Genomic DNA, 17,659 nt, shown 5'->3' with positions numbered 1-17,659 from the left:
ACCTGACAGATCGCGATGTCAATCAACCAAAGGAATCCCCACCCGGATCCGAGAACCCGGGCATCGGGGGTTTGTTACTTGGCACTGACTTTCGGCACGCTGTTGAGTTCTCAAGGAGCGGACGCGCGCGATCTCCGGCCGTTTTGCGGCCTTTGTTCGCGGCGGTGTTCCCACTGTACACCGGGCTCCGCAGCAGTCGAACCTCGGGGGCTCGGCCGGCGGTTTCCCAGGCCTCGCGGCCCGGTCCGTTCTCGCTCGGTGCAGGAAGAACCATACACGTCCCCGGAGGGGCGTGCACGGGGGGTCCTGGAGGCCCTCCGGCGACGCGACGCCGTCCCGTTCTCAGGCCACCCCGGCGGGGCGGAACTGCACGCTGACCCGCGGGCCGACGGGCTTCGCCGTCTTGGGGATGCAGTGCTCCCACGTGCGCTGGCAGGAGCCGCCCATGACGACGAGGTCCCCGTGCCCCAGGGGGAAGCGGAGGCTCTCCCCACCGCCCACGGGTCGCAGCATCAGCGGCCGCGGCGAGCCGAACGACACGATCGCGACCATCGTGTCCTGCGTCCGGCCGCGGCCGATCCGGTCGCCGTGCCAGGCGACGCTGTCGCGCCCGTCCCGGTACAGGCACATCCCCGCGGACACGAAGGGCTCGCCGAGCTGCGGTGCGTAGTACCCGTTCAGCGCCTCCCGCGCCTCGGTGAGCAATGGGTGCGGTAGCTCCTCGTGCCCGCCGTACCAGCGCAGCAGGCGGGGCACGGCGACCTCGCGCTCGTACATCTGCCGGCGGTCGGCCCGCCAGCCGATGTCGCCGAGCAGCACCTCGAGCACGGCGTCGGAGCCGGTGACCCAGCCCGGCAGGTGGTCGACCCACGCGCCGCTGCTCAACGTGTGCCGCACCACCGAGCCGGCCAGCGGGGTGAGCGCGGCCTCCTCGGCCAGGTCCCACATCGAGGGCTGGTGCACCAGCGTCATGGCTGCACGCTAGCGCAGGTTTCGCACATGTGTGCGAAAAGCTGTGGATTCAGGCGGTGAGCGCGAGGACGAACGGCAGGACCCCCGCAGCTCCGGCCCGCCGCAGCGCACGGCCGGCCACCGTCACCGTCCACCGCGAGTCGGCGAGGTCGTCGACCAGCAGCACCGGCGAGTCCCCGGTCGACCGCAGCGCCTCGGCGAGCTCCGGCCCGACCACGATGCGCTCCCACACCCCCGCCAGGCGGAAGGCGCTGTTCCCGCCAGGTTGGCCGGTCGGCCCGCCGTGCGCCAGCGAGAGCGCACCCAGGTAGGGCAGCCGGCCCATCCGCGCCAACCCCTCGGCCACGCCGGTGATCAGCTGCGGCCGGCGGCGTGACGGCATGGCGACCACGGCCCCGGGTCGCTCGGCCCAGTCCCAGGCCTTGAGCACTCTCGCACACGCGGTCATGAGCTCCTCGTCCGGAGCACGGTCGGTCAGGGCCCGGCGGACGGGCACGTCGAAGGCCGCGTCCGGGTCCTCCTCGATCCCCGGCGCCTCCAGGTCGACCACCCCGCCGACGCCGTCGTCACCGAGCAGCGTGCGCAGCCGCTGGCCCCAGCCGAGGTCGGTGAGCCGGGCGATCGCCCGGCCGGGCTGGACCTGCTCGTCGGCGGCGATCTTCCCCTTCACGCCCACGCCGAGCCGGTCAGCGCCGGTGGGCCACTGGGCCCGCGGCGCGAGCTCGACGCCGGGCCGGTCGAGCACCGCAGCGGCGGCCTCGGCCGCTCCCGCCGGGACGTCGACCGGGTACCAGGCGCCGGCGCAGACGTCGCAGCGGCCGCACGGCGCGGCGGTGGGGTCGTCGAGCGCCTCCTGGAGGAAGGCCATGCGGCACTGCGCCTCGTCGACCGGGCGGGAGTAGGCGATCATGGCCCGCTGCTCCGCCTCCCGGGTCCGGTGCACCCGGGCGTAGCGGTCGGCGTCGTAGACCCACGGCTGCCCGGTCGAGCGCCAGCCGCCCTGGACCCGCTCGACGGCGCCGTCGACCGCGAGCACCTTGAGCAGCAGCTCCAACCGCGAGCGGCGGACGTCGGCGACCGTCTCCAGCCGCGCCACCGACCACGCCCCGCCGTCGGCCATCGCCGAGAGCACCGCCGCCGCGTGGTCCTCCCGCGGCATGGACGAGGTGGCGAACCACTGCCAGATCGCCAGGTCCTCCGGACCGGGCAGCAACAGGACGTCGGCCTTGTCGACCGCGCGGCCGGCGCGGCCGACCTGCTGGTAGTAGCTGACCGGGGACGACGGCGCCCCGAGGTGGACGACGAAGCCGAGGTCGGGCTTGTCGAAGCCCATGCCCAGCGCCGAGGTGGCGACGAGCGCCTTCACCGTGTTGGAGCGCAGCGCCTCCTCGGCCTCCCGCCGGTCGGCGTCGTCGAGGCGGCCGGTGTAGGCGCGCACGTCGTACCCCGCGTCACGCAGCAACGAGGCGGTCTCCTCCGCCGCCGCGACGGTGAGCGTGTAGACGATGCCGCTGCCCGGCAGGTCGCCCAGGTGGGCCGCCAGCCAGGCGAGCCGGGCGCGGTCGGTGGGCAGCCGCAGCACGCCGAGGCGCAGGGAGTCGCGGGCCAGCGGGCCGCGCACCGTCGTCACCTCGACGCCGCCGGCGCCGAGCTGCTCGGCCACGTCGGCCACGACGCGCTCGTTGGCGGTGGCGGTGGTGGCCAGCACGGGGGTGCCCGCGGGCAGCGAACCGAGCAGGTCGCGGATGCGCCGGTAGTCCGGCCGGAAGTCGTGCCCCCAGTCGGAGACGCAGTGCGCCTCGTCGACGACCAGCAGGCCGCAGCGGCGGACGAGGTCGGGCAGCTGCTCCTCGCGGAACCTCGGGTTGGTGAGCCGCTCCGGGGAGACGAGCAGCACGTCGACCTCGTCGGCGGCCAGACGCGCGGCGACGTCGTCCCACTCGGTGGCGTTGGCGCTGGAGATCTCGACGGCCCGGATGCCGGCCCGCGACGCGGCCGCCACCTGGTCGCGCATGAGCGCGAGCAGCGGGGAGACCAGCAGCGTCGGGCCGGTGCCCCGGCGGCGCAGCAGGGCGGTGGAGACGAAGTAGACCGCCGACTTCCCCCAGCCGGTGCGCTGCACGACCAGGGCCCGCTGGCCGTGCTCGACCAGCGCGGCGACGGCGACGTCCTGCCCCTCGCGGAAGACTGCGTCGGGACGGCCGGTCAGCTCGCGGAGGACGGCGAGGGCCTCCTCCCCGACGGAGGTGGACAGCCCGGACGGCGCGACAGCGGTGCTCACGGGGTCCGACAGTAGGCACGGCCACCGACGGGAGCGGGGGCCCGGCGCCACGAGCTGTGGACAGGGAGCAGAATCGACCGTGATGCGACCGCCGGACAACCACGTGCACACCGAGTGGTCGTGGGACACCGCCGACTCGGCCTCGATGGTCAGCGCCTGCACGCGGGCGGTCGCCGAGGGGTTGCCGGCGATCGCCTTCACCGAGCACCTCGACTTCACCGTCTGGCACGACGAGGACCTCGCCACGACGTCCGGGCTCCTCGGCCGGCACCCTGGCCAGCAGCTGCCCATCGACGTCGAGGGTTACTTCGCCGACATCGCCGAGTGCCGCGAGCGCTTCCCCGAGCTGCGGATCTGGTCGGGCATCGAGGCCGGCGAGCCGCACCTGTTCGCCGCCAGCATCGGCCGGCACCTCGAGCAGTCGCCGGTCGACCGGGTCCTCGGCTCGCTGCACTCCCTCGAGCTCGACGGTCACCTGGTCGGCGTCACCCGGCTGCTGTGGTCCGACCCCGACGGGACGATGCGCCGCTACCTGGCCGAGGTGGTGGACATGGTCGAGTCCAGCGACGTCTTCCAGGTGCTCGCGCACGTGGACTTCCCGCGCCGCTACTGGCCCGGGGGGACGCACCGGTTCGTCGAGAAGGACTTCGAGGAGGAGTACCGGGCGGTGTTCCGCGCGCTCGCCGGCACCGGGCGGGCGCTGGAGGTCAACACGAGCAGCCCGCTGGCCTCGGCCGACCTCCTGCGCTGGTTCCGCGAGGAGGGCGGGGAGGCGGTCAGCTTCGGCAGCGACGCGCACCAGCCGCGGTCGGTCGGGCAGCGGTTCGACCTCGCCGTCGACGTCGTCGAGTCCGCCGGCTTCCGACCCGGCCGCGACCGGTTCGACTTCTGGCGCCGTTGACCGGTCAGGCCGGCCGGCGGGTCACCGCGACCAGGTAGCGGCAGCTCGCCGGGCCCGTGTTGAGGTAGGCGCACGGCTGCGGCTCGCCGAGCTCCAGGCAGTCCCCGACGGCCAGCTCGTGCACGACCTCCCCTTCCCGGAAGGCGAGCCGGCCCTCGAGCACCCAGATCTGGTGGTGCGTGAAGGCGTAGGAGTCGGCGGGGTAGGCGACCTCGGCCCCGGCCGGGAGGGTGACCTCGACCAGCTCGAGCGGTCCGCCCGTCGACGGCGAGACCGCGCGGCGCAGGTAGCCGGTGGCGGGATCGGTCCAGGTCGGCTGCTCCGCCCGCCGCGCCAGCCGGCGGGGAGCGCCGCCCTCCGCCCGGGCCACGAGCTCGGACAGGGTCATGCCCAGCGCCCCCGACAGCTTCCCGAGGAGCGCCGCGGTCGGCTGCGCCTCCCCGCGCTCCACCTTGCCGATCATCGCCCGCGAGACGCCCGACCGGTCGGCCAGGACGGCGGCCGACCAGCCCCGTGCGCGCCGGGCGCCGCGCAGGGTCCCGGCCAACGACTCGGTCAGTGGATCGGCCACGGTGTTCACCATAGGAGCAGGAGCGGCTACTTTCGTATCCCGTGAGCGCCTTCGCGATCCGGGACGCCTCGCCGGGCGACGGCGCCGCCTGCGCCGCCGTCTACGCGCCGTACGTCACCGACACCGTCATCACCTTCGAGTACGAGCCGCCGACGGCGGCCGAGATGAGCGCCCGGATCGGCCGCGCCCGGCAGGCCCACGCCTGGCTCGTCCTCGAGGACGGCGGCCGGGTCGCCGGGTTCGCCTACGGCGTCCCGTGGAACGAGCGCGCGGCCTACCGGTGGGCCTGCGCGGTGAGCGTCTACATCGAGCCGGGACGGCGGCGCACCGGGGCGGGCCGGGCGCTCTACGAGACGCTGTTCGACCGGCTGGTGGCCCGCGGGTACCGCACCGCCGTCGCGGGCGTCACGCTGCCCAACCCCGCCAGCGAGGGGCTGCACCGAGCGCTGGGCTTCGAGCCGGTCGGCACCTACCGCCACATCGGCTGGAAGCTGGGCGGCTGGCACGACGTGGCGTGGCTGCAGAAGACGCTGACCGACGGCGAGGACCCGCCCGCCGAGCCCCGCTGACGCGCCGGCTCAGCCGGCCTGGGGCAGCTCCTCCTCGGCCGGCAGCGGACCGGGGCGACCCCACAGCCAGCCCTGACCGAGCCGGATCCCGCGGGCGGCGAGCAGGTCGCGCTCGGCGGGGACCTCGACGCCCTCCGCCACCACCGACGCGCCGATGCCCTCGGCGAAGCCGACCATCGCCGTCACCAGCGCCTGCCGGGCCGGGTCGGCGTGCACCCCGCTGACGATCCCGGCGTCGAGCTTGATGGTGTCGGGCTCCAGCCGCAGGACGTGCCGCAGCGAGGCGTAGCCGGCGCCGGCGTCGTCCACGCTGACCGGCAGGCCCGCCCGCCGCAGCCGCTCACGCACCCGCAGGACGGCGGTGTAGTCGCGGATCGGGCGGTGCTCGGTGATTTCCACGCCGACGACCTGAGGACGGTCGGTGAGCAGGAGGTCGAGGACGGCGGGGTCGACCAGCGCGTCGGGCGAGAGGTTCACCGAGACCGGTACGTCGAGCGGCCGCGCGTCCAGGACGTCGAGCACCGCGGCCAGCGCGACGCGCTCGATGACCGTGCCCCGCCCGCTGAGCGCCGCCTGCGCGAACACCGTCGCCGTGTCGGCGCCGTCGAACCGGGTCAGCGCCTCGTAGGCGACGGTCCGGCCGCTGCCGATCTCCACGATCGGCTGGAAGACCGTGCGCATGCCCCGGCCCGGCAGTTCATCGACGAACCGGTCGCGGGCCCGCTCCTCGTCGTCCAGCACGCCGATGCGCTGGCTGACCAGCTCGGCGAGGAACTCGACGAAGCGGGCGGAGTCGGCGTCGAGCTGCGCGCGCTCGCTCTGGCTGAGGCAGCAGAGCATGCCCACCGCCCGGCCGTCGGCGGCCCGGATCGGGGCACCCACGTAGGCGCCGATGCCGACCGGCTCGGCGAGGTCGCGGGTGCGGCTGTCACGGCCGGCCGCGTTCACGACCGGCGGCACCAGCCCGGAGAGGACGCGGACGCAGAACGTGCCCTCGATCGGAGCCGAGAGCCCGGCCGCGATGTCGACGGTGTCGAGGTGGCCGGCCACGAGCCGGACGCGCTGCTCCTGGTCGGTGAAGTCGGCCAGGTAGGCGACATCGGTGCCGACCCGCTCGCGCGCGGTGTCCAGCAGCCAGGTCACCCACGGGTCGCCGACGATGCGGTCCAGGACGCTCCCTGCTGGGGCAGACACAGGTCCGCTCCGCCTCCCTACCGGCTCGCCGCTGCTGGGCCGAGCCGTCCCGACAGCGAGACGTAGGGAGCCGGCTCTGTCCCGGGAGTCTGTACCGAACGGCGGCCGAACACCACCACCTTGCGGTCCCTGGCGGTCTCGGACGAAGTACTTCACCGCTAAGGAACTTGCGGCTAGGGTCTCCCCCGTGTCCGCGCGCGTCGTCATCGCCCTCGGCGGCAACGCGATGACCGGCCCCGACGGGTCGGCCACCCCGCGCGCCCAGCGGGACGCCATCGCCGCGGCCTCCGACCACGTCGCCGAGGTGGTCGCCGCCGGCGTCGAGGTGGTGCTGACCCACGGCAACGGTCCGCAAGTGGGCAACCTCCTGGTCAAGAACGAGCTCGCCGCGCACGTGGTCCCGCCGGTGCCGCTGGACTGGAACGTCGCGCAGACCCAGGCCACGATCGGCTTCACCCTGTGCGACGAGCTCGACGCGGCGCTGGCCGCCCGCGGTCTCGACCGGCGCACCGCCGCCCTGGTCACCCGCACGCTCGTCGACCCCGACGACCCCGGGTTCGCCGAGCCGTCGAAGCCGGTCGGCCGCTTCCTCCCGCGCGAGCAGGCGGAGCGGTTCACCGCGCTGGGCCAGACCTGGGAGGACCGCGGGGAGCGCGGCTGGCGCCGCGTCGTCGCCTCCCCCGAGCCGCGGTCGGTCGTCGACTACCCGGCCATCCACGCGCTCGCCCAGGCCGGTTTCGTCGTCGTCTGCGCCGGCGGTGGCGGGGTCCCGGTGGTGGACGACGGCGGCACCCGTGCCCTGCGCGGCGTCGAGGCCGTCATCGACAAGGACCTGACCGCGGCGATCCTGGCGCACGAGCTGGGCGCGGACACGCTGGTCATCGCCACCGACGTCCCGAACGTGATGGTCGACTTCGGCACGCCGGCGCAGCGGCCGCTCGGCCGGGTCACCGCGGCCGAGCTGCGGGAGCACGCCGCCGCCGGCCAGTTCGCCCGGGGCAGCATGGGCCCCAAGGTCGCGGCCGCCCTGCGGTTCGTGGAGCGGGCAGGGGCCCGTTCCGTCATCACGTCCCTCGAGCACATCGCCGACGCCGTCTCCGGTGACGACGCCGGCACCGTCCTGACCGCCTAGGAAGAGGAAACCGATGCCCGCACCGATCGAGGTCCGCAAGGTCCCGCTGCACAACGTCAGCGACGCCTCCGAGCTCGCCAAGCTCATCGACGACGGCGTCATGGAGGCCGACCGGGTCATCGCCGTGATCGGCAAGACCGAGGGCAACGGCGGCGTCAACGACTACACGCGGATCATCGCCGACCGGGCCTTCCGCGAGGTGCTGCTGGAGAAGGGCACCCGCAGCAAGGAGGACGTCGCGCAGATCCCGATCGTGTGGTCGGGCGGCACCGACGGCGTCATCAGCCCGCACGCCACGATCTTCGCCACGCTGCCCGAGGACGCCGTCGAGAAGACCGACGAGCCGCGGCTGACCGTCGGGTACGCGATGAGCGACGTCCTCCTGCCCGAGGACATCGGCCGGATCTCCATGGTCGAGAAGGTGGCCGAGGGCGTGCGCCGGGCGATGGCCGAGGCCGGCATCACCGACCCCGCCGACGTCCACTACGTGCAGACGAAGACGCCGCTGCTGACCATCGAGACGATCCGCGACGCGAAGAACCGCGGCAAGGACACCTACTACGACGAGCCGCACGGCTCGATGGACCTGTCCAACGGCACCACGGCGCTCGGCATCGCCGTCGCCCTCGGCGAGATCGAGATGCCGAAGCAGGAGCAGGTCATGCGCGACCTGTCGCTCTACAGCGCGGTCGCCTCCTGCTCCTCGGGCGTCGAGCTGGACCGGGCGCAGATCGTCGTCGTCGGCAACGCCCGCGGCCACGGCGGCAACTACCGGATCGGGCACTCGGTGATGAAGGACGCCCTCGACCAGGACGGCATCTGGGACGCCATCCGCCAGGCCGGCCTCGACCTGCCCGAGCGCCCGCACGTCAGCGACCTGGGCGACCGGCTGGTCAACGTCTTCCTCAAGTGCGAGGCCGACCCGACCGGCTACGTCCGCGGCCGGCGCAACGCGATGCTGGACGACTCCGACGTCTTCTGGCACCGGCAGATCAAGGCCACCGTCGGCGGTGTCGCCGCCTCGGTGACCGGCGACCCGGCGGTGTTCGTCTCCGTCGCGGCGGTGCACCAGGGCCCGTCCGGCGGCGGCCCGGTCGCCGCGATCGTCAAGGCCTGAATTCCCTGACGACGGCCTGTCCCGCTCTCGGCGCCGAGAGCGGGACAGGCCGTCGTCGTCTCAGGGCTTGACGAGGATGCGGATGGGGTTGCCGTCGCGCTCGTGCAGGCGGCGGATCCCCTCCCCGAGGTCCTCCAGGCCGACGACCGCGCTGATAGACCGCGAGAGGTCCAGCCGGCCGGCGGCGACCAGGCCGGCGAGCGTGCCGATGTCCTCGTTCTTGTAGCCGAGGTGGCCCAGGACCTGCTTGCGCAGCAGGTTGAACACCATCGTCGGGCCGAGCGAGACGTCCTGGCCGCTCATGCCCACGCCGACCAGCCGGCCGCCGGGGCGGATCAGCTGCAGGGCCTGCTCGAACGTCGCCTTGAGCCCGACGGCGTCGAAGGCGACGTCGAGCAGCCGGCCCCCGGTCACCGCGGCGACCTGCGCCTGCAGATCCGGGTCACGGGAGTCGAAGGCGTGGTCGGCGCCCACCTCCAGCGCCCGCGCCCGGACCTCCTCGTCGAGGTCGAACGCGACGATCGGGTGGGCGCCGACGAGGCGGGCCAGCTGGACGACGTGCGTGCCGACGCCGCCGATCCCCCACACGCCGACCGCCTCGCCGATGCGGACCTGCCCGGTGTGCACGACCGCGCCGAACGGCGTCGAGACGGCGTCGGCGAGGATCGCGGCCTGGTCCATGGGGACGCCGTCGGGCACCCGCGTGAGGCCGAACGCCTGCGCCACCGTGTACTCCGCCCAGGCGCCGTCGTAGGCGAACGCCATCAGGCGCACGTTCGAGCACTCGCCGAAGCGCCCGTGCAGGCAGAACTCGCAGACGCCGCAGGGCCGCCCCGCGGCCGGGACCACGCGGTCGCCCACGGCCCAGCCGACGACGCCGGGGCCGAGCTCGGCGATCGTGCCGGAGGCCTCGTGCCCCTGGGTGATCACGTCGGGGACGCCGGGCCCGCCGAAGACGCCGTCGATCAGGCTGAGGTCGGAGTGGCAGATGCCGCAGTACTCCACCTCGACCAGCACCTCGCCGGGGCCGGGCTCGGGGATGGGCACGTCCTCGACCGCCCACTCGCGGGTCGCCTTGCGGAAGCGCTGGGCACGCATCGTCGCCGCCATGCCCGCCACTGTGTCAGCCGCGACGGGGCGGCCGGTCAGCGGCGGGTCAGCTGCGGTCGGAGGTGGGGACGACGGCGCCGGCCAGCTGGCGGAAGCCGCGGCCGGCCAGCTCCAGGAGCTGCTCCGGCGGCTGGTCCGGCGACCACGCGGTGAAGGCCGCGCCGACCACCGCGCCCGACGCGTAGGCGACCAGCGCGGCCAGGTAGGCGTCGCCGGGCAGCTGCCGGTGCATCCAGCCGGCGATCGACGCCTCGACGTGGCGGTAGGCGGTGCGCTGGTAGGCCGACAGCTCCGGGTCGTCCACCAGGCGCCGGCGGACGGCGAGCAGGTGGCGGTGGCCGGTGAGGTAGGACAGCCACACCCCGCCCAGCGCGGCCCACACGTCGGCGGCGCCGTCCGCCTCGGCGAGCAGCCGCTCCAGCCGCTCCGCGTCCTCGGGATCGGGGTCGAACAGGACAGCGGCCTTGGTGGCGAAGTGGTTGAAGAAGGTCCGCCGGGAGACCCCGGCCGCCGCCGCGATGTCGTCGACCGTGACGGCGGTGAAGCCCCGGCGGCCGACCAGCTCGACGGCGGCCGCCTGCAGCGACCGCCAGCTCTCGCGCCGCTTCGCCTCCCGGACCGGCAGCGCTGGCACGCCGGTCACGGTAGCCGCTTCCCCGGACCGGAACGTGCTCCTAAAGTTCGTTGCACTCAGTGCAACATCAGCGACGGGAGCGGGCACATGGCGGGACGTCTCGAGGGCAAGGTCGCCTTCATCACCGGCGCGGCGCGGGGGCAGGGGCGCGCGCACGCCGTCCGGCTCGCCGCGGAGGGGGCCGACGTCATCGCCCTCGACATCTGCCGGGACGCCGAGACGACGTCCTACCCCGGCCCGACCGTCGAGGACCTCGAGGAGACCGCCCGCCTGGTCGAGGAGCAGGGCCGCCGGGTCGTCGCCCGCCCGGCCGACATCCGCGACTTCGAGGGCCTGTCCGCGGTCGTCGAGGAGGGGGTCGGCGAGCTCGGCCGGCTCGACGTCGTCGTGGCCAACGCGGGCATCTGCTCGGCAGCGATGTCGTGGGAGATCCCCGTGGAGAAGTGGCGGGAGACGATCGACACCAACCTCACCGGCACGTTCTTCACGGTCAAGGCCACGGTGCCGACGCTGATCGAGCAGGGCACCGGCGGCTCGATCATCATCACCAGCTCGGTCGCAGGGCTGCGCGGGCTGCCCTTCCTCGCCGACTACGCCGCCAGCAAGCACGGCGTGGTCGGGCTGGCGAAGACCATGGCCAACGAGCTGGCGCAGTTCGGCATCCGGGTGAACACCCTGCACCCGCACGGCGTGGCCACGGGCATGCAGCCCAGCGAGATGTTCGAGCTGACCCAGGAGTACGCGGCGACGCTCGGCCCGATCTTCATGGGGTCGCTGCCCGACCCGATCTCCACGCCGGAGGACATGGCCCACGCCGTGGCGTTCCTGGCCTCCGAGGAGTCGCGGCACGTCACCGGCATCCAGCTGCCGGTCGACCTCGGCACGCTGGCCCGCTGACCCGGCGCGGCCGGCGGACGGCTGGTGCGGGGAGGCACCCCCGGGACCCCTGGGACCCCGCCACCGCCCGCCTGCCGCGCGCGGGCCGGGGCAGTTCCTAACCTCCGCGGCCATGTCGCTCTTCTCGCGCCGCGGCCAGGCCGCCGGCGAGGCGCCGGTGCTGCCCTACGACCCCCGCTCGCCCGAGGGGCTGGCCGCCCGCTGGGTGCAGTGGGTCGCCGCGGGCGGCATCGACGACCCGATCCAGGACAGGACCGGTGAGTTCGCCGCCGCCAACCAGCCCGACGACGTCTGGTTCCTGGCCGGCTCCTACGGCAAGCGCGTCGAGCGGGCCTGCGTCGTCCCCGAGGGCCGCGACCTGTTCATCCCGCTGCTCAACTTCTGGGCCCGGGCGAAGGACGGCGAGCTCCGCGCGGAGGGCGGCACCGGCTCCCTCGCGGTGGACGGGGTCGCGTACGAGCCGCAGGAGATCTCCACGCCGGTGCCGTTCCCCGTCGCCGGCAAGGCGCTCAACGCGATCACGTCGCGGACCAAGCCGGTGGAGATGCGCGTCTGGGGGCTGTGGGGGCTGGTGCCCGGCCTGCCGCTGGGCGAGCACGTGCTGCGCGCGGTCGGCGGGTTCGGCGAGGAGTTCGCCCTCGACGTCGTCTACCGGCTCACCGTCGCCCCGGCGCACGTGCAGGTGACCTACGACCTCTGGTAGGTCAGGCGACCCGCAGCCGCGCCCGCGGCGCGGCCACCGGGGCGACCGGGGCGGCCACGGTGCAGCGGTAGGTGGTCCCGCCGTCCTGGACGGCGAAGGTCTCGCCGTCCGGACCGCTGCCGTGCAGCACCACGGTGTCGAACCGCTCGGCCAGCCGCCGCAGGGCGGCGAGGTCGGCGACGTCGACGACGGTGCCGGTGGGGGTGAACGAGCCGACCGGCACCAGGCGCTCGTCGAGGCCGGCGAGAGCGGACGGCGCGCGGCCGGACCAGAGCGCCAGGGCGGTCACCGCCGCGGCGGCGGCCAGCAGGCCGAGGGCGGCCATGCGGGCCGTGCGCAGGGGGACGACCACGCCGAAGACGTCGAAGGCGCGCGGCACCACCCGCTCGGCGGGCGCCGACGCCTGGGTCGACGGGGCGAGCAGGGCGGCGTCGCCGGACACGCGCAGCGCGGTGCCGTCGAGGGAGAAGGACAGGGCCGGCAGCGGGGCCAGGGGGACGTCGGCGCCGGCCACCACCGCTGTCGCCTCGACGACCGGCGTGACGGTGAGGGTCGCGCCCGCGCTCCCCGCACCGATCTCGTCGTTGTGCCGGTCGAGCAGCGTCGCCGCAGCCGCGGGGTCGAGGACGACGGTGGCGGTGCCCGCGCCGTCCTGGAGCGGGACGGCCGCACCGGAGGCGAGCGGGGCGCTCCAGCCGTCGGGCGCCGTGAGGGCGAGGTCGAGCCGGAGGCTGCCGGTGGTGGCGGCCAGGGCCTCGCCGCTGACGGTGTGGGCGAAGGTGACGGTGAGCGGGCCGGCGAGGCGCACGAAGACCGGGTCACCGGTGCCGACGGTCCCGTCCGGGTAGGTGGTGCTGCGGGCCGCCGTGCCCGCGTAGTCGAAGGTGCCCTGCTGGGTGACCGGCAGCGACCACGTCTCGGTCGCGGTGGACGGCAGGGCGAACAGGACCGCGGAGCCGACCGCGGCGAGGGCGGTCACGGCGCCGGCGCCGGCCGCGGCGCGGTGCAGGTGCGCGCGGGCGGCCGGGGACAGGGAGAGGGAGGACGCCACCTGGCGCGGGCTGCGCGCCGGGCGCCGGGCGCCCCGGTGCCGCCCACGGGGACGGCGGGTCGGCCACAGCACGCCGACCGCGGCGAGCGCGGCGAGCGCGAGGACCCACGGTGAGCGGACCAGGTTGAGCGCCTCGCCGCCCTGCGGGACGTGCAGCCACAGCTCGCCGATCACGTCGGCGGCGGTGGGGTGGTCGGGGTCGAGCCAGTCGTTGCTGTCGCCCTTGGTCACGAATCCGGCGCCGTCGAGCTCGACGATGCGGTGCATGACGGTGGTGCCGAGCGAGGGGCTGTCGTAGGCGACGACGTCGCCGACCTGGTAGTCGCCGGTGGCCCGCAGCACCGCCAGGTCACCGGTCTCGAAGCGCGGCGCCATGCTCTCGCCGTGCGTGCTCAGGTAGCTGGTGCTCCCGCCGAGCGCCGCCGGCCAGAACAGCCAGGCGGCCGCCAGCAGCACGGCCCCGAGGCCGAGGCCGACGATCCTGCGCACGAGAGGCTCCGTAGGGAAGGTCCGGGGCGGGCGGCGGACCGCCCGCCCCGGAGGCGGGATGGGATCAGTCGTTGTCGACGACGGTCAGGCCGACCGCGTCGAAGGCGGTGAACAGCGGGTCGCCGACGACGTCGCAGGTGATCGTCATGTCGGTCGTGTAGGTGCCCAGCGTGCAGGTGTGCGGCGACCCGACCAGGGTGCTGCCGCTCTTCAGCGTCAGGGTGGCGACCCGGCCGGTGACGTTCGTGCTCGTCGTGAACACGATGACGTCCAGCTTCGAGTTGTCCGAGGACAGCGGCGTGTAGTCGATGTCGGTCACGGTCGCACCGGTGACGGTGCCCTGGCCGTAACCGGCGACGCTGGCCGGCACGGTGTTGCTGGCGGTGAAGGCCGAGCCGGCCGCGGTGGCGGCGGCGATGCCGGCGCCCGCGAGCACGAGCTTGGACGTGCGCATCATGGGGGTTCCCTTCCGTGGGATGTCGCGCACGGCTGGCCGGGTCCTTCACCCGGTCCGGTGACGCCTGCGCTCCTGTGCTGACACACCGTCATCGGCACGGTGCGGGTGGTACTTGAGTGACCACAGGGGACGTCGCGGAGGGGTAGCGGACGGTGCTGCTCCGTACCGGTCGCACTTTCGGGCGACCTGCTCGTTTGGCCCGCACGTCGCTCCGGGTAGGCGACCCCACGATTCGGAAGCCGACCGGAAATGGGTTGTCTCGTGGCGGAGAGCAGAGACAACGGGGGGATCGTCAGCGCGGTCCGCAGTGCGCTGGAACAGTTCGCCGAGCTCACTCAGCTGGAGCCGGCGGCGGCCACAGGTGTGCGCCGGGAGAAGGACGGCTGGTCCGTGCTCGTCGACGTCGTCGAGCTGGAGCGGATCCCGTCCACCACCAGCGTCATGGCCACCTACCGGGTGGACCTCGACGGCAACGGCGACCTCTGCGGGTACGAGCGGCTGCGCCGCTTCGTGCGCGGATCGGTGGACCAGTGATGAGCGAACCCGCCCTCCGCCGCGCCGGCGGGATCGGCTCCGGCGCCCTGGGCCGGCAGCCCGACTCGCTCGCCGACGTGCTCGAGCGCGTGCTCGACAAGGGCATCGTCATCGCCGGCGACATCGTCGTGAACGTCCTGGACATCGAGCTGCTCACGCTCAAGCTGCGGCTGTTCGTCTCCTCCGCGGAGACCGCCCGCGAGATGGGCATGGACTGGTGGAGCCGCGACCCGTTCTTCTCCGGGCAGGCCGCGGTCGAGCAGCGGGACGACGAGGAGACCCGCGCGCTGCGCGAGCGGGTCGCGCAGCTCGAGGAGCTCGTGCGCCGCGCCGGCCTGGAGGACGCCGCCGCCCCGAAGGCCCTCCCCGAGGAGGGCGACCGTGGGTGACGAGCTCGAGCGGCTGGCCTGCGACGCCGTCCCCGACGTGCTGGCGGCGGCGCTCGAGCGCGCCCGCGAGCGGGCGGTCGCCCGGCTGGCCGACCTGCTGACCGACGCGATCGTCGCCCAGGCCCTGGCCGGGGCGGTCCCCACGGCCACCCCGGCGCCCCGGCCGCCGGAGGCACCGCCCCCGGGACCGGCCTCCCTTCCGGACGACCGGGTGGACGACGGGCCCCGCGAGGCGCTGTACGCGTACGGCATCACCCTCGCCGCCCTGCCGCTGCCGGCCGAGGTGCCGGCGCTCACCGGGGCGCCGCTGGAGCGGGTGACCGACGGGGACCTGGCCCTGCTGGTCAGCCGGGTCACACCCGACCAGCTGCGGATCGACGAGGACGACCTGTCCGAGAGCGGCCGGCTGGCCACGCTCGCCCGCGGCCACGACGCCGTCGTCCGGGCCGCCGCCGGAGTGGGGCCGGTGCTGCCGCTGCGGTTCGGGACCGTCGTCCCCGACGAGACCGGCGCCCACCGGCTGCTCGAGGCGCACGGCCCGGCCGCCCGGGCGCAGCTGGGGCGCATCGGCGACACCCGTGAGTGGGGCGTCAAGCTGGTCCGCCGGCTCGACGCGGAGCCGGTGCCGGCCGGGCCCCGGCCGGCCGACCGGTCAGGGGTCACCGGCACCGAGTACCTGGCCCGCCGCCGCCAGGCGCTGCGGCGGCACGACGAGGCGGAGGTCGCCGCCGAGCAGGCCGCCGAGCTGCTCGAGGAGGCGCTGCGACCGCACGTCACCGAGTCCCTCCGCCGGGGCGGCGCCCCCGGCTCCTCGCTCCTCCTCGACATGGCCTTCCTCGTCCCGCCGCAGGGCGAGACCGCGTTCCTCGCGGCAGCGGCGGAGCTGCGGGAGCGGCTGGAGCCCGACGGCCTGGAGGTCGAGGTGAGCGGACCCTGGCCGCCGTACTCCTTCGCCGCGCTGGAGGACGGCGATGCGTGAGCAGCCCGGCATCCTCGGCGGCGACTCCGGCGGCACCAGCCTGGTGGAGCTGCTCGACCGCGTCGTGCACCGCGGCGCGTACGTCAGCGGCGACGTGACCATCTGCCTCGCCGGCATCGACCTCGTCCGCCTCGACCTGCGCCTGCTGCTCACCGCCGTCGCCGACTCGGCCGGGGAGGTGCGGTCGTGACCGGTCCCCGCAGCACCCGGCTCTCCGGCACGGGCGAGGACGTCGGCCGCAGCCTCGGCCGGCTCGTCGTGACCCTCCTCGAGGCGGTGCGCCAGGTGGTGGAGCGCCAGGCGCTGCGCCGGGTGGAGTCCGGCGACCTCTCCGATGAGCAGGTGGAGCGCCTGGGACAGGCCCTGATGCAACTGGAGGACACCTTCGACGAGCTGATCGACCACTTCGGCGTCGTCCCGAACGACCTGTACCTGCCGCTCGACCTGGCAAGCCTCGCCCGCACCGATCCGATGAGGAGAACCCCATGACCATGGCCAGCAGCGTCAACCGCGCTCCCCGGCCCAGCAGCCTGGCCGACGTCCTCGACGTCGTCCTCGACAAGGGCATCGTCATCGACGCGTACGTGCGCGTGGCCCTCGTCGGCATCGAGCTGCTGACCATCGACGCCCGCATCGTGATCGCCAGCGTCGACACCTACCTGCGCTTCGCCGAGGCCGTGAACCGGCTCGACCTGCAGCCGCAGGACCAGGTCGCCGGCCTGCCCGGCCTCATGCGCGAGCTGTCCGAGGGCGGCTCCAAGGCCAAGACCCGTGGCGCGCTGTCGGGCGCCGGCGAGAAGGCCCGGGAGGTCATCGGGTCGATCACCGGGCGCGGGGACGACGAGGAGGACGAGGGCGGTGGCGGCGGCGGGCGGCGCGAGGAGCGCGGGGCCCCGGCATCGCGGCGTGCGCCGTCGCGGGGCTGATCGTGCTGCTCGTCCACGGACTCCTGCGCGAGCACGACCGGGACGTGCTCGAGCGGGTGGAGGCCGGCCCCGTGCGGGTCGTCGCCGCCGGTGGGCTCGCCGCCGCCGTCTCGGAGGCGCCCGAGTCGGGCCTCACGGCCGACGACGCGGTCGCCCACCTGGACCTGCTGGTGGCCCTGGCCGCCGACGTCCCGGTGCTGCCGCTGCCGCTCGGCACCACGGCTCCGGACGACGACGCCGTCCGGGAGGAGGTGCTCACGCCCGCCGCCGACCAGCTCGAGCAGCAGCTGGCCGCGGTCGCCGACCTGGTGGAGCTGCGGCTGGACCTCCTGTTCGACACCGACGCCCTCGTCGCCGACATCGCCGCCGACGACCCGGAGATCGAGCACCTCGCCGCGCGCAGCCGCGCCCCGGGCGCCGGGTTCGGCGAGCGGATGGCCCTGGGCGAGGCGGTGGCCGCCCGGGTCGCCGACGCCCAGGCCGCGCTCACCGAGGAGTGGACCGCGGAGCTGGCCGGCGTCGCCGAGCGCTCCGCCGTCCTCTCCGCCGACGAGCAGGCGCGACGCACGGCGTGGTGCGTGCGGCGCGACCGCATCGCCGACGCCGACGCCGCCGTGGCGCGGCTGCGCGAGGCGGCCGCCGGCCGCGCCGAGGTCGAGTACGTGGGCCCGCTACCGATCTACAGCTTCCTGGACGACCTGCCGGCGGGCCCGGAGCCCGAGCCGCGGTCGAGATGGGGGTGGTGAGCAGCCA

21 protein-coding genes are annotated in these 17,659 nt (G+C 74.7%); 13 read left to right on the top strand and 8 right to left on the bottom strand.

All coding sequences use genetic code 11. The features are described 5' to 3' along the window. Positions 1-342 precede the first annotated feature (342 nt). Positions 343-972, bottom strand: coding sequence for an alpha-ketoglutarate-dependent dioxygenase AlkB (locus ACI8AF_RS21395; protein WP_456541774.1), 630 nt, complete (start codon positions 970-972; stop codon positions 343-345). A 49-nt stretch (positions 973-1,021) separates the two neighbouring features. Next, positions 1,022-3,253, bottom strand: a complete 2,232-nt coding sequence (locus ACI8AF_RS21390) for a DEAD/DEAH box helicase (RefSeq protein ID WP_456541773.1) — start codon at positions 3,251-3,253, stop codon at positions 1,022-1,024. Positions 3,254-3,335: 82 nt separating this feature from the next. On the opposite strand from ACI8AF_RS21390, the gene ACI8AF_RS21385 reads away from it, so the two are divergent. Continuing rightward, positions 3,336-4,154 (top strand): PHP domain-containing protein, encoded by an 819-nt coding sequence (locus ACI8AF_RS21385; protein ID WP_456541776.1) that lies wholly within the window; start codon positions 3,336-3,338, stop codon positions 4,152-4,154. A gap of 4 nt (positions 4,155-4,158) precedes the next feature. Here the strand turns inward: ACI8AF_RS21385 and ACI8AF_RS21380 are convergent, their stop codons facing one another. Beyond that, positions 4,159-4,725 (bottom strand): helix-turn-helix domain-containing protein, encoded by a 567-nt coding sequence (locus tag ACI8AF_RS21380; RefSeq protein ID WP_456541772.1) that lies wholly within the window; start codon positions 4,723-4,725, stop codon positions 4,159-4,161. A 41-nt stretch (positions 4,726-4,766) separates the two neighbouring features. On the opposite strand from ACI8AF_RS21380, the gene ACI8AF_RS21375 reads away from it, so the two are divergent. Beyond that, positions 4,767-5,294 (top strand): N-acetyltransferase family protein, encoded by a 528-nt coding sequence (locus tag ACI8AF_RS21375; protein WP_456541771.1) that lies wholly within the window; start codon positions 4,767-4,769, stop codon positions 5,292-5,294. A 9-nt stretch (positions 5,295-5,303) separates the two neighbouring features. Here ACI8AF_RS21375 and ACI8AF_RS21370 read toward each other — a convergent pair whose 3' ends face one another. Further along, positions 5,304-6,488 carry a sensor domain-containing phosphodiesterase gene (locus tag ACI8AF_RS21370; RefSeq protein WP_456541770.1) on the bottom strand — a complete coding sequence of 395 codons (1,185 nt, stop codon included), beginning with the start codon at positions 6,486-6,488 and terminating at the stop codon, positions 5,304-5,306. A 187-nt stretch (positions 6,489-6,675) separates the two neighbouring features. Between ACI8AF_RS21370 and ACI8AF_RS21365 the strand changes: the two genes are divergently transcribed. Both ACI8AF_RS21365 and bar read left to right on the top strand, forming a co-directional pair. Further along, on the top strand, positions 6,676-7,620 hold the full coding sequence (locus ACI8AF_RS21365) for a carbamate kinase (RefSeq protein WP_456541769.1): 945 nt from the start codon (positions 6,676-6,678) through the stop codon (positions 7,618-7,620). A gap of 13 nt (positions 7,621-7,633) precedes the next feature. Continuing rightward, positions 7,634-8,737 (top strand): barbiturase, encoded by a 1,104-nt coding sequence (gene bar, locus ACI8AF_RS21360; RefSeq protein ID WP_456541768.1) that lies wholly within the window; start codon positions 7,634-7,636, stop codon positions 8,735-8,737. Positions 8,738-8,797: 60 nt separating this feature from the next. Here bar and ACI8AF_RS21355 read toward each other — a convergent pair whose 3' ends face one another. Both ACI8AF_RS21355 and ACI8AF_RS21350 read right to left on the bottom strand, forming a co-directional pair. After that, positions 8,798-9,847, bottom strand: coding sequence for a zinc-binding dehydrogenase (locus ACI8AF_RS21355; protein WP_456541767.1), 1,050 nt, complete (start codon positions 9,845-9,847; stop codon positions 8,798-8,800). A gap of 46 nt (positions 9,848-9,893) precedes the next feature. After that, positions 9,894-10,481, bottom strand: coding sequence for a TetR family transcriptional regulator (locus ACI8AF_RS21350; protein ID WP_456541766.1), 588 nt, complete (start codon positions 10,479-10,481; stop codon positions 9,894-9,896). Between the two features lie 87 nt (positions 10,482-10,568). Between ACI8AF_RS21350 and ACI8AF_RS21345 the strand changes: the two genes are divergently transcribed. Continuing rightward, positions 10,569-11,378 carry a mycofactocin-coupled SDR family oxidoreductase gene (locus tag ACI8AF_RS21345; RefSeq protein WP_456541765.1) on the top strand — a complete coding sequence of 270 codons (810 nt, stop codon included), beginning with the start codon at positions 10,569-10,571 and terminating at the stop codon, positions 11,376-11,378. A gap of 112 nt (positions 11,379-11,490) precedes the next feature. Further along, complete coding sequence (locus tag ACI8AF_RS21340; RefSeq protein ID WP_456541764.1) at positions 11,491-12,081, top strand: hypothetical protein; 591 nt, start codon at positions 11,491-11,493, stop codon at positions 12,079-12,081. A 1-nt stretch (position 12,082) separates the two neighbouring features. On the opposite strand, the gene ACI8AF_RS21335 is transcribed toward ACI8AF_RS21340, so the two are convergent. Then, positions 12,083-13,621 carry a signal peptidase I gene (locus ACI8AF_RS21335; RefSeq protein WP_456541763.1) on the bottom strand — a complete coding sequence of 513 codons (1,539 nt, stop codon included), beginning with the start codon at positions 13,619-13,621 and terminating at the stop codon, positions 12,083-12,085. A 64-nt stretch (positions 13,622-13,685) separates the two neighbouring features. Beyond that, entirely contained in the window at positions 13,686-14,078 is a 393-nt protein-coding gene (locus ACI8AF_RS21330) for a hypothetical protein (protein ID WP_456541762.1), read from the bottom strand. A gap of 261 nt (positions 14,079-14,339) precedes the next feature. Here ACI8AF_RS21330 and ACI8AF_RS21325 point away from each other — a divergent pair, with 261 nt between their 5' ends. Genes ACI8AF_RS21325 through ACI8AF_RS21295 form a run of 7 tightly spaced genes read left to right on the top strand, consistent with a single transcriptional unit; the run spans position 14,340 to position 17,652 of the window. Next, positions 14,340-14,612, top strand: a complete 273-nt coding sequence (locus ACI8AF_RS21325) for a gas vesicle protein GvpO (RefSeq protein WP_456541761.1) — start codon at positions 14,340-14,342, stop codon at positions 14,610-14,612. Further along, positions 14,612-15,001, top strand: a complete 390-nt coding sequence (locus ACI8AF_RS21320) for a gas vesicle protein (RefSeq protein WP_456541760.1) — start codon at positions 14,612-14,614, stop codon at positions 14,999-15,001. The genes ACI8AF_RS21325 and ACI8AF_RS21320 overlap by 1 nt, the downstream gene beginning before the upstream one ends. Further along, positions 14,994-15,980, top strand: a complete 987-nt coding sequence (locus ACI8AF_RS21315; RefSeq protein WP_456541759.1) for a GvpL/GvpF family gas vesicle protein — start codon at positions 14,994-14,996, stop codon at positions 15,978-15,980. The genes ACI8AF_RS21320 and ACI8AF_RS21315 overlap by 8 nt, the downstream gene beginning before the upstream one ends. After that, on the top strand, positions 15,973-16,170 hold the full coding sequence (gene gvpJ, locus ACI8AF_RS21310) for a gas vesicle protein GvpJ (RefSeq protein ID WP_456541758.1): 198 nt from the start codon (positions 15,973-15,975) through the stop codon (positions 16,168-16,170). Before ACI8AF_RS21315 ends, gvpJ begins: the two co-directional genes overlap by 8 nt. Beyond that, positions 16,167-16,469 carry a gas vesicle protein K gene (locus ACI8AF_RS21305; RefSeq protein ID WP_456541757.1) on the top strand — a complete coding sequence of 101 codons (303 nt, stop codon included), beginning with the start codon at positions 16,167-16,169 and terminating at the stop codon, positions 16,467-16,469. Before gvpJ ends, ACI8AF_RS21305 begins: the two co-directional genes overlap by 4 nt. Then, complete coding sequence (locus tag ACI8AF_RS21300) at positions 16,466-16,906, top strand: gas vesicle structural protein GvpA (RefSeq protein ID WP_456541756.1); 441 nt, start codon at positions 16,466-16,468, stop codon at positions 16,904-16,906. The genes ACI8AF_RS21305 and ACI8AF_RS21300 overlap by 4 nt, the downstream gene beginning before the upstream one ends. A 2-nt stretch (positions 16,907-16,908) precedes the next feature. Further along, on the top strand, positions 16,909-17,652 hold the full coding sequence (locus ACI8AF_RS21295; RefSeq protein ID WP_456541755.1) for a GvpL/GvpF family gas vesicle protein: 744 nt from the start codon (positions 16,909-16,911) through the stop codon (positions 17,650-17,652). The last annotated feature ends 7 nt before the right edge of the window (positions 17,653-17,659 follow it).

Source organism: Blastococcus sp. SYSU D00669, assembly GCF_054050715.1.
Note: the sequence above shows the minus strand (reverse complement) of the source record. Positions and strands in the feature narration are given on the sequence as shown.

What these genes read in the sequence shown, in the direction of transcription:
- ACI8AF_RS21395 (WP_456541774.1), bottom strand. Translation starts at nt 972, where the DNA reads ATGACGCTGGTGCACCAGCCCTCGATGTGGGACCTGGCCGAGGAGGCC.
- ACI8AF_RS21330 (WP_456541762.1), bottom strand. Translation starts at nt 14,078, where the DNA reads ATGATGCGCACGTCCAAGCTCGTGCTCGCGGGCGCCGGCATCGCCGCC.
- ACI8AF_RS21345 (WP_456541765.1), top strand. Translation starts at nt 10,569, where the DNA reads ATGGCGGGACGTCTCGAGGGCAAGGTCGCCTTCATCACCGGCGCGGCG.
- ACI8AF_RS21340 (WP_456541764.1), top strand. Translation starts at nt 11,491, where the DNA reads ATGTCGCTCTTCTCGCGCCGCGGCCAGGCCGCCGGCGAGGCGCCGGTG.
- ACI8AF_RS21320 (WP_456541760.1), top strand. Translation starts at nt 14,612, where the DNA reads ATGAGCGAACCCGCCCTCCGCCGCGCCGGCGGGATCGGCTCCGGCGCC.
- gvpJ (WP_456541758.1), top strand. Translation starts at nt 15,973, where the DNA reads ATGCGTGAGCAGCCCGGCATCCTCGGCGGCGACTCCGGCGGCACCAGC.
- ACI8AF_RS21355 (WP_456541767.1), bottom strand. Translation starts at nt 9,847, where the DNA reads ATGGCGGCGACGATGCGTGCCCAGCGCTTCCGCAAGGCGACCCGCGAG.
- ACI8AF_RS21385 (WP_456541776.1), top strand. Translation starts at nt 3,336, where the DNA reads ATGCGACCGCCGGACAACCACGTGCACACCGAGTGGTCGTGGGACACC.
- ACI8AF_RS21300 (WP_456541756.1), top strand. Translation starts at nt 16,466, where the DNA reads ATGACCATGGCCAGCAGCGTCAACCGCGCTCCCCGGCCCAGCAGCCTG.
- bar (WP_456541768.1), top strand. Translation starts at nt 7,634, where the DNA reads ATGCCCGCACCGATCGAGGTCCGCAAGGTCCCGCTGCACAACGTCAGC.